The organism is Halomonas sp. 3D7M (assembly GCF_014897885.1).
GTDB lineage: Bacteria > Pseudomonadota > Gammaproteobacteria > Pseudomonadales > Halomonadaceae > Vreelandella.
The window spans coordinates 39,512-50,592 of sequence record NZ_JABUZF010000272.1; the positions used below are offsets into that span (position 1 = coordinate 39,512).

General features: G+C 54.0%; 13 protein-coding genes. 5 read left to right on the forward strand and 8 right to left on the reverse strand.

Annotated elements, in window-relative coordinates; all coding sequences use genetic code 11:
* The 4 genes from mutM to radC all read right to left on the reverse strand — a co-directional run.
* Positions 1–708 (reverse strand): bifunctional DNA-formamidopyrimidine glycosylase/DNA-(apurinic or apyrimidinic site) lyase (mutM, locus tag INT22_RS19345; protein WP_226912939.1); only part of this gene is annotated, 708 nt, incomplete at its 3' end.
* Between the two features lie 186 nt (positions 709–894).
* A complete protein-coding gene (gene rpmG, locus INT22_RS19350) occupies positions 895–1,050 on the reverse strand; it encodes a 50S ribosomal protein L33 (RefSeq protein ID WP_009098622.1) in 156 nt (51 codons plus the stop codon).
* 25 nt (positions 1,051–1,075) lie between these two features.
* Positions 1,076–1,312 (reverse strand): 50S ribosomal protein L28, encoded by a 237-nt coding sequence (gene rpmB, locus INT22_RS19355; RefSeq protein ID WP_038481085.1) that lies wholly within the window; start codon positions 1,310–1,312, stop codon positions 1,076–1,078.
* 250 nt (positions 1,313–1,562) lie between these two features.
* The gene (radC, locus tag INT22_RS19360; protein ID WP_193060001.1) at positions 1,563–2,237 is read right to left on the reverse strand and encodes a RadC family protein; all 675 of its coding nucleotides are present in this window, start codon (positions 2,235–2,237) and stop codon (positions 1,563–1,565) included.
* Between the two features lie 153 nt (positions 2,238–2,390).
* Here radC and coaBC point away from each other — a divergent pair, with 153 nt between their 5' ends.
* The 5 genes from coaBC to slmA all read left to right on the forward strand — a co-directional run bounded on the left by coaBC (position 2,391) and on the right by slmA (position 7,257).
* Positions 2,391–3,683 (forward strand): bifunctional phosphopantothenoylcysteine decarboxylase/phosphopantothenate--cysteine ligase CoaBC, encoded by a 1,293-nt coding sequence (gene coaBC / locus INT22_RS19365; RefSeq protein WP_193059985.1) that lies wholly within the window; start codon positions 2,391–2,393, stop codon positions 3,681–3,683.
* Positions 3,680–4,141: a dUTP diphosphatase gene (gene dut / locus INT22_RS19370; protein WP_038481077.1), complete on the forward strand. Its 462-nt coding sequence runs from the start codon at positions 3,680–3,682 to the stop codon at positions 4,139–4,141. The genes coaBC and dut overlap by 4 nt, the downstream gene beginning before the upstream one ends.
* Before the next feature lie 36 nt (positions 4,142–4,177).
* Complete coding sequence (locus INT22_RS19375) at positions 4,178–5,560, forward strand: phosphomannomutase/phosphoglucomutase (RefSeq protein WP_193059987.1); 1,383 nt, start codon at positions 4,178–4,180, stop codon at positions 5,558–5,560.
* Between the two features lie 167 nt (positions 5,561–5,727).
* Positions 5,728–6,627: an acetylglutamate kinase gene (gene argB / locus INT22_RS19380; protein ID WP_009724121.1), complete on the forward strand. Its 900-nt coding sequence runs from the start codon at positions 5,728–5,730 to the stop codon at positions 6,625–6,627.
* A 21-nt stretch (positions 6,628–6,648) separates the two neighbouring features.
* Positions 6,649–7,257 (forward strand): nucleoid occlusion factor SlmA, encoded by a 609-nt coding sequence (gene slmA / locus INT22_RS19385; RefSeq protein WP_095602789.1) that lies wholly within the window; start codon positions 6,649–6,651, stop codon positions 7,255–7,257.
* Positions 7,258–7,351: 94 nt separating this feature from the next.
* Here the strand turns inward: slmA and rpoH are convergent, their stop codons facing one another.
* The 4 genes from rpoH to ftsY form a co-directional block, all read right to left on the reverse strand.
* Complete coding sequence (gene rpoH, locus INT22_RS19390) at positions 7,352–8,218, reverse strand: RNA polymerase sigma factor RpoH (protein WP_038481065.1); 867 nt, start codon at positions 8,216–8,218, stop codon at positions 7,352–7,354.
* 153 nt (positions 8,219–8,371) lie between these two features.
* Complete coding sequence (gene ftsX / locus INT22_RS19395) at positions 8,372–9,412, reverse strand: permease-like cell division protein FtsX (protein ID WP_193059989.1); 1,041 nt, start codon at positions 9,410–9,412, stop codon at positions 8,372–8,374.
* Complete coding sequence (ftsE, locus tag INT22_RS19400; protein ID WP_038481059.1) at positions 9,409–10,077, reverse strand: cell division ATP-binding protein FtsE; 669 nt, start codon at positions 10,075–10,077, stop codon at positions 9,409–9,411. The genes ftsX and ftsE overlap by 4 nt, the downstream gene beginning before the upstream one ends.
* Positions 10,074–11,081, reverse strand: a 1,008-nt coding sequence (gene ftsY, locus INT22_RS19405; protein WP_193068767.1) for a signal recognition particle-docking protein FtsY, incomplete at its 5' end; no start/stop codon positions are given. The genes ftsE and ftsY, both read right to left, overlap by 4 nt.

Here is an 11,081-nt window from a genome sequence, read left to right on the forward strand (position 1 = left end):
AAAGTAACCTGGCTCGCCCTGCCCACTGACAAAATCCCGCAGCGTCGTGCCACCTTGGGTAATCGCTGCCGCCAGCACCTCTTTAACCGCCTCGGCTAGCTGCTGATAACGGGCCAGGGAAATTTTCCCAGCGGCACGTCGGGGATCAATACCCGCCATAAATAGCGCTTCGGCAGCGTAAATATTACCTGCACCGACCACCACGCGGTTATCCATTAAAAAAGGCTTTACCGCAACGCGTTTATTACGCGATGCGTTATAGAGCCAGCGACCGTTAAACGAGTCATCCAACGGCTCAGGACCAAGGTGCGCAAGGCGCGTATCCAAACTGCCATCGCCCTGCTGCCAGTCAACAAAACCAAAGCGGCGCGGGTCATGGTAGCGCAGCACATGCCCCTTGGCCGTCACCACGTCAACATGATCATGCTTTTTAGGCAAATCGCCGACGTTTGCAATCCTTAGGCTGCCCGACATGCCTAGATGCCACAACAGCGTGGCCTCACCTTCGAAAGTCGCCACGGGAATTTGGAGGTACTTAGCGCGGCGCTTTAATACGCCAACTCGGGCTCCTACTAGCCGCTCGGCTAGATCTTCGGGCACCGGCACGCGCAACCGAGTCTGGCGCACCAGCACCTCGGTAATCTCTTGCCCTTCTAAATAGGGGGCAATGCCGCGTCGCGTCGTTTCAACTTCAGGCAATTCGGGCATGATGAAAGTCTATGATGACAGCACCGTGACAACCACTCTGTCGCCTAAGCGGTGCCGAAGCGTAGGGACAGATACCGCCAACCTACAAAGTAAGCGGCTAAATACCGGGCATGCAAAAACCCGGCTTAGGGCCGGGTTTTTCAACAGGCGCTCGCCTGCGGTGAAAGCCGATCATTGTAATCGCAATTACTTGATCTTAGCTTCCTTGTAGATAACGTGCTTACGGACGACCGGGTCGTATTTCTTGAATTCGAACTTATCCGGTGTATTCCGCTTGTTCTTATCAGTGGTGTAGAAGTGGCCTGTACCGGCACTAGACACCAGCTTGATCTTATCGCGCATGGTTTAACTCTCCCAAAATGCTAGCTTAGATGGCGTCGCCGCGTTTGCGGATATCAGCCAGAACCGTTTCGATACCTTTCTTGTCGATGATACGCATTCCTTTAGAGGAAACGCGCAGCTTGACGAAGCGGTTTTCAGATTCAACCCAAAAACGATGGGTGTGCAGGTTCGGCAAGAAACGACGACGTGTCTTACGCTGGGAGTGAGAAACGTTATTACCAGTTACCGGACGCTTGCCGGTAACCTGACATACTTTGGACATGAGAGCCTCCAACCGCTTGGCGAGTTGTTCAAAACTGTCGGGCAAACCGGAGCAGGGAGGGAGTCGACGCAGTGAACTGCCTAGCTGTACCCAAATCCGTTATTCAACCCAAGTTTAAAGGTGGCACTTTATACCAGAGCACCCGGCTACCAGCAAGCAAAAACGCCCCAAAATGCCAAAAAAGGCATCTTTTGGACAATTTACTTAGGTAAACGACGAGATTTTGTCGTCGCACCCTTTTCATTAATTGCTATAGCCAACCGCGCTCGGCAAACGAAACCACGTTACCGTCCCCCACCACGAAATGATCAAGCACTCGCACATCGAAGAGTGCAAGGGCATCTTTTAGACGTTCAGTAATACGTCGATCAGCATCGCTTGGTTCAGCAACACCCGATGGGTGGTTGTGAGCCAGGATGACAGCACCAGCGTGTAATTCAAGCGCACGCTTGGCTACTTCGCGGGGGTAAACGGATGCGCTATCTAGGGTACCGCGAAATAGGGATTCATAGCGAATAATTCGATGCTGTGTATCTAAAAAAAGCACGGCAAACTCTTCATGACCCAGATGACGAAGCTGGGAGCTTAAGTAATGACGCACAAGCGACGGCGATGTGAGCGCATTGCCACGGGCAAGCTGGCTCGCCAAATGACGTCTAGAAAGCTCCAGGGTCGCTTGAAGCTGGGCAAATTTCGCACTACCAAGCCCTCGAGCCGCACAAAACTGATCCTGATCCGCCTCCAAAAGCTGCCTCAAACCACCAAAACTGGCCAACAGGTCCCGTGCCAGATCCACCGCAGAGCGCCCCTGCACGCCTACTCGCAAAAAAATGGCCAGTAGCTCGGCGTCTGAAAGCGTCTGCACTCCCATATTCAATAACTTCTCGCGTGGCCGCTCACCTTCCGGCCAGTGATTAATCCCCATCGCCGCCTCCTTGCCCACCCCTGATAGCACCATCAGCATTTGCTACTGCGCCCACCCAAACTGGCTTTTCCAACTGCTGCTTGAGCATGCCAAAATAACCCGTCAAATGGTATGGTACTCACCTTTAACAAACGCTACATGGGACTACCCATCATGGCCTTATTATCGCCATCCCCGCTAACGCCACTTGCTGGAAAGCGCCTGCTGCTTGGCATTAGCGCCGGCATTGCGGCTTATAAAAGCGCGCTGATTGTTCGGTTACTCAAGCAAGCTGGCTGTGAGGTTCGCGTGGTAATGACCGAGGGTGCTCAAGCGTTTATTACGCCGTTAACGCTTCAGGCACTTTCAGGGGAGCTGGTACGCACCTCGTTGCTTGATCCTGAAGCAGAGGCTGGTATGGGGCATATTGAGCTAGCCCGCTGGGCAGATGCCGTATTGATTGCCCCAGCAACGGCTGATTTGATCGCCCGATTGGTACATGGCATGGCTGACGACTTGCTAACCACTCTGTGCCTAGCCTGTGAAGCACCCAAGTTGATTGCACCGGCCATGAATCAGGCCATGTGGCGACACCCTGCAACCCAACGCAACGTCTCTCAGCTAGCCAACGATGGCTGGCTGCTGATCGGGCCAGCAGCAGGTGACCAAGCGTGTGGCGACATCGGTCCTGGGCGAATGAGCGAACCCGAGGTTATTGTTGATTTCTTAGCACAGCATTTTGCTTCTGCTGCAAAATTACCAGCGCCAGCTTCTGCGCCGCACGTAGTGATTACTGCGGGTCCCACCCGCGAGGCGCTGGATCCCGTGCGCTATCTATCCAACCACAGTTCAGGGAAAATGGGTTACGCACTAGCCGCTGAAGCTGCGGCTCAGGGAGCACGAGTAACCCTGATAAGCGGCCCAGTTAATCTCCCCACTCCTCTCGGCGTTGAGCGCATCGATGTGGAAAGCGCTGCACAAATGCATCACGAAGCGTTAACACTCGCCCCCCATGCTGGCCTATTTATTGGCTGTGCTGCGGTCGCTGACTACCGCGCTGCCAGCGCTGCTGAGCACAAAATCAAAAAAACCGACGACAGCGATACGCTAACGCTTACGCTGGTCAAGAATCCTGACATTATTGCCGATGTTTCCGCGCTGCCTACTGACCAACGCCCTTTTGTGGTGGGCTTCGCCGCCGAGACTCAGGATGTCGCTCGCTATGCGGAAGACAAATTGACCCGCAAGGGGTTAGATATGATTGTGGCCAACGACGTTTCCCAGCAGGGGCTCGGTTTTGGCAGCGATAACAATGCCGCTCTGCTGCTGTGGCGCTCTGCGACGGGAACCCATCAACAGGAAGCCCCGCTTCAGCCTAAAACCCAGCTAGCCGCGCTAATTATTCGTCACGCACTATCATTACTGCCTTCTCAACCACCCTCTCAATCCTCCGGAGAATTATCATGAGCGGTTCTCGCCCACGCCTGCAGTGCAAAGTATTGGATGAACGCCTGCACGACTACCTTCCCTCTTATGCAACAACAGGCTCAGCGGGGATGGATTTGCGAGCACTGCTAGATGAACCACTGGTGCTTGCACCTGGTGACTGCCAGTTAGTGCGAACAGGCCTTGCCATTTACATAGAAGATCCTAGCTTGGCAGGCATGATCTTGCCTCGCTCCGGTCTAGGTCATAAGCACGGTATCGTGCTGGGCAACCTCGTCGGTCTCATCGACTCTGATTACCAGGGCGAACTGATGGTATCCGTTTGGAACCGTGGTCAAAGCAGCTTTACGTTATCGCCCTTTGAGCGTCTCGCTCAGTATGTCGTTGTTCCTGTCGTGCAAGCGGAACTTACCATTGTCGATGCCTTTGAAGACTCCACTCGCGGCAGCGGTGGTTTTGGCAGCACAGGCAGCCAATAAGCCAAGCGCTGTTTTAGCGCATATCTAGGAGCGACAATGAACGTACCTGCGTCGATATTTCGTGCTTACGACATTCGCGGCATTGTGGGCGATACGCTGAGCGAGGCCACCACCGAACTCATTGGCCGAGCCATTGGTTCTGAAGCCGCCGCTCGAGGCGAGCAAACGGTCATTGTTGCCCGTGATGGACGACTTTCCGGGCCCCACCTGCAAGCAGCGCTGATTCGCGGCCTAACAGCCTCAGGACGAGACGTTATAGACATCGGCATGGTGCCTACCCCCGTGCTTTATTTCGCCACACACACACTGCCTGAAAGCTGCTCTGGGGTAATGCTAACCGGCAGTCACAATCCACCTGACTACAACGGCTTCAAAATCGTCTTAGCGGGTGAAACGCTCTCCGGTGATGCTATTACCGCCCTCTATGAGCGCATCCAAGCAAACGACCTAACCAGCGGCCAAGGCAGCGTTCGCCAGCATGACCTACGCACGGCGTATCTTGAAAGAATTATTAACGACATCCATATCGAGCGCCCACTGAGCGCAGTTGTGGATTGTGGCAACGGGGTCGCCGGAGAGTTGGGCCCGCAGCTTATTGAGCGCCTGGGGGTAAAAACCACCCCATTATTTGCCGACATTGATGGGCACTTCCCGAACCACCACCCCGACCCAGGCAAACCTGAAAACCTACGCGACTTGATCCACAGCGTTAAGGAAACAGGTGCCGATATTGGCTTGGCTTTCGACGGCGACGGCGACCGTTTAGGCGTTGTCACGCCAAGTGGCCGTATGATCTACCCTGACCACCTCCTGATGGTATTTGCAGCTGATATGCTGTCACGCACCCCCGGTGCCAAGGTGATCTTCGACATCAAATGCACGGGTAACCTGGCGCGAGTTATTAGCGACGCTGGCGGCGAGCCTGAAATGTGGCGCACCGGGCATTCACTAATCAAGGCACGCATGCGGGAAACCGGCGCTGAACTGGGCGGTGAAATGAGCGGGCATATTTTCTTCAAGGAGCGCTGGTATGGCTTTGACGACGGCATCTACGCCGCGGCCCGCTTGCTTGAAATTCTAGCCCGCCACCCCGGCAGTGCTGATGAACTGTTTGATCAATTTCCACAAGATATCAGCACGCCTGAAATTAATATCGCGGTCGCTGATGAAGAAAAATTTCCGCTTATCAAGAAGCTTGCTAGAGAGGGTGACTTCGGCGAAGGTATCAAAACCACGATTGATGGCATTCGCGTGGACTATGCCGATGGCTGGGGACTGTGCCGAGCCTCTAACACCACTCCTGCGCTAGTACTGCGCTTTGAGGGTAGCGATGCCGCGGCACTTAGCCGAATAAAACAGCGCTTTGCCAATGCGCTGGAGAAAATTTCACCAACGCTGATGATTCCTGAACCTCAATAACGTGGATAGATACGACAGGGTGAACAGAAGAAAAGTGATTGTGCCAATCGAATGCGCGACACAATAAGAATGCTAGACAACACGCCGCATGGAAAAGCCAATGCTCGCGCTGTAATAACGGTCGCGATAAAAAAGTAGCGACGGAAAAAATCAAAAGGGACAACGCCATGAGTTCAACTAGCCGCGACCCCCAGGTCGTTGTGGAGGTATTGTCTGAAGCCCTCCCCTACATCCAGCAGTTTTCGGGCAAAACGGTCGTCGTTAAATATGGCGGCAACGCCATGACTGAAGACACCTTGATCGATTCATTCGCGCGTAACATCGTGCTAATGAAAGAGGTCGGTATTAACCCGGTTGTCGTCCATGGGGGCGGGCCACAAATTGGCAGCCTGCTAGAAAAACTGAATATCGAATCTCGCTTTGTGAACGGCATGCGAGTGACCGACTCTCAAACCATGGACGTCGTGGAGATGGTCCTAGGGGGCTTAGTCAATAAAAGCATTGTTAATCTAATCAATCAAAGCGGCGGCAAAGCCATTGGTTTAACCGGCAAAGATGGCGCGCAAATTCGCGCCCGCCAACTAAAAGTAGAGCACCAAAGTCCTGAGATGACCGCACCGGAAATTATCGACATTGGCCACGTAGGTGAAGTGGAGTCTATCTCCACCGACCTCATTGAGATGCTCGCCGCCAGAGACTTCATTCCGGTAATAGCACCTATCGGCGTTGACGGTGAAGGCCACAGCTATAACATCAACGCCGACTTGGTGGCAGGCAAACTGGCCGAGGCACTCAACGCTGAAAAACTGATGCTATTGACCAACGTCGCGGGCCTGATGAACAGTGAGGGAGAGGTATTAACTGGACTAAGCACTGCTCAAGTTGACGCCTTAATCGCCGACGGCACGATTTATGGTGGCATGTTGCCAAAAATACGTTGTGCACTAGATGCAGTAAAAGGCGGCGTTAACAGCGCCCACATTATCGACGGCCGCGTTCCTCATGCGGTCTTGCTGGAAATCTTTACCAATGCTGGGGTAGGCACCCTGATTACTGACGCAGGTTAACCGCGACGGAGGGCTAACGTCATGAGTGACGAACAAAAACCTCGCCGCCGCGAGCAAATCCTGCAAGCGTTAGCCGTTATGCTGGAAGAGGATAGCGGCAAGCGCATTACAACCGCTGCGCTTGCCCGCCAGGTTGGCGTCTCAGAAGCAGCGCTGTACCGGCATTTCCCCAGCAAAGCGCGCATGTTTGAGGGGCTGATCGACTTCATTGAAGAAAGCATCTTTGCGCGTATTACCCGCATCCTAGAAGATATCCCCGATGCGGCGTCTCGATGCGGCACCATCTTGGCCTTACTTCTCGGCTTTGCCGAAAAGAACCCTGGGCTTGCCAGGGTACTGGGAGGCGATGTACTTACTGGCGAAACGGCCCGGCTGCGCCAGCGCGTTCACCAACTGTTTGAACGCTTGGAAACCCAGTTAAAACAGATACTGCGGGAAGCTGAGCTGCGCGAAGGGCTACGCACCAGCATATCCGCTTCAGCAGCAGCCAACCTGCTGATCGCTCAGGCTGAAGGGCGTATTTCTCAGTATGTGCGCAGTGATTTCAAGCGCTTGCCGACCGAGTACTGGGAAGACCAATGGGCGCTGCTGTCTAGCCAGCTGTTACGAGCAGCCGTACAACCAGCTTAGGTAGCGGTGACACAACATGCACGCCCAATAAAAACGCCCCGAAGGCAGAGCCTTCGGGGCGTTTATCTTATGCTTAACCAATATGTGTACGTGATTAAGCAGCGATAGCTTCGCCCATTTTTTGGCGCAGTTTTTTCATCGCATTCTTTTCGAGCTGGCGAATGCGCTCAGCGCTGACGCCATAAACATCGGCCAGATCGTGCAGTGTCGCTTTGTTGTCAGTGAGCCAGCGACGCTGCAAGATATCCCGCGAACGCTCATCAAGGCCTTTCAAGGCTAGCTGTAAGCGACGCGTTGAATCTTCCTCAAAGTTGCTGTCTTCCAGCAGCGTTGCCGGATCAGCGGAAGCGTCATCTAAAAAATACGCCGGCGCTTGATAGGTGCTCTCTTCGTCGTCGCTAGGAGACGCATCAAAACCCGCATCGTAAGCCGACAGACGTCCTTCCATATCGCGCACTACTTCTGGCTTTACGTTGAGGTCTTCCGCAATCGCGTTAACTTCATCGTTGTTTAGCCAAGCTAAGCGTTTTTTGGCGCTACGCAGGTTAAAAAACAGCTTGCGCTGAGCTTTGGTGGTTGCAATTTTGACAATACGCCAATTGCGCAGCACAAACTCGTGGATTTCCGCTTTGATCCAATGCACGGCAAATGATACCAAGCGAACGCCCTGATTAGGGTCGAAACGCTTAACGGCTTTCATCAGACCGACGTTACCTTCTTGAATCAGGTCAGCCTGTGGCAGACCATAACCCGAGTAACTACGAGCAATATGCACAACAAAACGCAGGTGCGATAGCACCAAACGGCGTGCTGCTTCCAAGTCACCTTCATCGTGGAGGCGGAATGCAAGCTCACGCTCTTCATCAACGCTTAGTACGGGGATGCCGTTAACCGCTTGAATATAGCCGCCCAGATCGTGACCTGGAGAAAGCTGACCCACCGGTAGAAGACTAGTGCTCATGTGCAGGTGGTCTCCCTTAAAACCTATCGTGGTTGGTGTTCCGTTAACTCTAAGACCTTAGCCTAAGCATAAGGTTCAAATGACCGATGCATTCACTGCATAAGACACAAAACGGGGTGGAAATTCCCGCTACTGACCGCATAACAAACATAATCAACGCGGGCGTATGCTAGAGAGATGGCGTGTAACAGCCAACCAAGCTCCCAGCCAGCCCAGTAGTGTACTGCAAGATAGCAGAATTGTAGAGCCTGTCACATCTAACTGCGGCAACACAAAGTTCGCTCCGTAGCTTGCCGCCAAGGCGGCAACAGGCATCGACAGCCAGTGGTTGCCAAATGCCAGCAATCCCAGCGCCAGCAGACCGCCCCCCACGCCGTACCAAGCCCCACTATAGAGGAAGGGTCGACGGACAAAGGCATGGGTCGCGCCAATGAGCATCACTACTTCGATTTCTCGTCGTCGGCTCTCAACCGAAAGACGGATAGTGTTGCCCACCACTAGCAGCACACCACAGCCGAACAACACCCCAAGCGCGAGCGCCACCCGTCGCCCAAGATCCGCCAAATGACGTAAACGCTCTACCCACGCCAAATCCACGCGCACCTCGTCTACCCCAGAGAACTCCTCCAAGCGCTGTGCCAGTTGTGCCATAGCTGCAGGTTCAACGCTCTGTGGATAAATCACAATACTGGCCGGCAGTGGATTATCTTCCAGCCCTGCCAGGGTATCTTCAATACCAAGGGACTGCTGAAACTCAACCATACCTTGCTCGGCACTGATAATGCGGGTCGTTTCGACACCTTCGTCCGCGATGACAGCCTCCTCAATGCGAACGGACTGTGCAGCGTCTACGGTCGTTTCCAAATAAACGGTGAGGGTTGCACTCTCATCCAGTTCTGCGTCTAACAGCTTAGCGCTATCCAAGGTTAACCAAAGCGCCGCAGGCAAGACTAACGCAATGGCGATGGCCAGCATGGTTAGCAAATTACCCACAGGATGGCGTACCAAGCGATAAAGGCTATCCAGTGCCATTGCACGATGATGGCGTCCCCAGGCGCGTAAGCGGCTGCTAAAACGTGTTTGCTGTGAACGTGCGCCACGCCGCTCGGCGTGTGGCTCACTGGGAGCTCTGGCCGATTGTCGCTTACCTTTGGGCGCTGCGCCTATAGGACGGGGTGTCGCGGCACGTTTCATACGGCCCCCTCATCTGCCACCAGACGACCATCTTGCAAACGCAAAATGCGGTGACGTAGTCGCGCAATCAGCGCTAAGTCGTGACTGGCAATCATCACGGTGGTGCCAATACGATTGAAGTCTTCAAACAGCGCCATAATATCGGCAGAAAGCTGTGGGTCTAAGTTACCGGTAGGTTCATCAGCAAGCAGCAGAGCTGGCTTATTAACCACTGCGCGCGCAATGCCCACTCGCTGCTGCTCACCACCGGAAAGCTCTACTGGCAGCGCTTTTTCGCGGTGTAAAAGCCCGACCTTATCCAGTGCTGCACGAACGCGCCGCGCCGTTTCACGCGGCTCTACCCCCTGGATTTCTAGCGGCAGAGATACATTGCGGAACACACTGCGATCAAACAGCAATTGGTGATCTTGAAACACCACGCCAATTTGCCGACGATAAAACGGCACTTGGCTGGCGTGGAGCTCGGCAATGTCGTGCCCAGCCACCACTACCCGGCCACGGCTAGGCTTTTCGAGGCGCATAATTAGTCGCAGCAACGAACTTTTACCAGCACCAGAATGCCCCGTCAGGAACACCATTTCGCCTCTTGCAACGCGAAAGTTGAGGTGTGCCAGCGCATCAAAGCGCCCTCCATAGCGCTTACCCACATGTTCAAAAGCGATCATGCGCGGCCATCATCCCCTTGCCGATCAAACAGCGCGTTAACAAAGTCATCTGCCTCAAAGGGGCGGAGATCATCCAGACCTTCGCCTACACCAATAAAGCGAATCGGTGTTTTTAGCTGCTTCGCCAATGCGAAAATAATCCCGCCCTTGGCGGTACCGTCCAGCTTGGTCAGCGTAATGCCACTGATCGGCACGGCGTCATTAAATGTGCTGGCCTGGGAAATGGCGTTCTGCCCTGTCCCCGCATCCAGCACCAACATCACCTCATGAGGAGCGGTGCTATCCAGCTTCTGCATGACCCGATGAACTTTTTTCAGTTCTTCCATCAGATGACTCTTGTTGTGCAGCCGTCCTGCTGTGTCGGCAATCAGCACATCCACGCCACGTGATTTAGCAGCCGCCACCGCGTCGTAAATCACTGAAGCGCTATCAGCACCCGTATGCTGCGCAATTACCGGCGCGTTGTTACGCTCACCCCACACCTTAAGCTGTTCAACCGCCGCTGCGCGGAAGGTGTCGCCTGCAGCGAGCATGACGCTTTTACCCTCACGTTGAAAACGCTGGGTCAGCTTGCCGATAGTCGTTGTTTTACCTACGCCGTTAACCCCTACCACAAGAATTACAAAAGGCCCTTCACTCTCTTTTTCAAAACTTAGCGGCGTCGCTACCGGCGCCAGCATCAACGCCAACTCTTCTTGCAACCCGCGATAAAGCGCTTCTGGGTTATTCAGTTCTTTGCGCGAAACGCGCGCTTCAAGGCGCTCAATAATCTCGCTAGTGGCTTCAATGCCTACATCCGCCATCAGCAGCTGGGTCTCAAGGTCTTCCAGCAGCTCATCATCAATCTGCTTTTTGCCTAAAAACAGATCGGCAATACCGTCAGTTAGGTTGGCGCGGGTTTTGCCTAACCCTGACTTAATACGAGCGAACCAGCCTCTCTTTTCCCCTTTTTCAGCCACGGGCTTCTCTTGCAGGGCCGGTTTAGGGGCAGATATTGTGGCTGG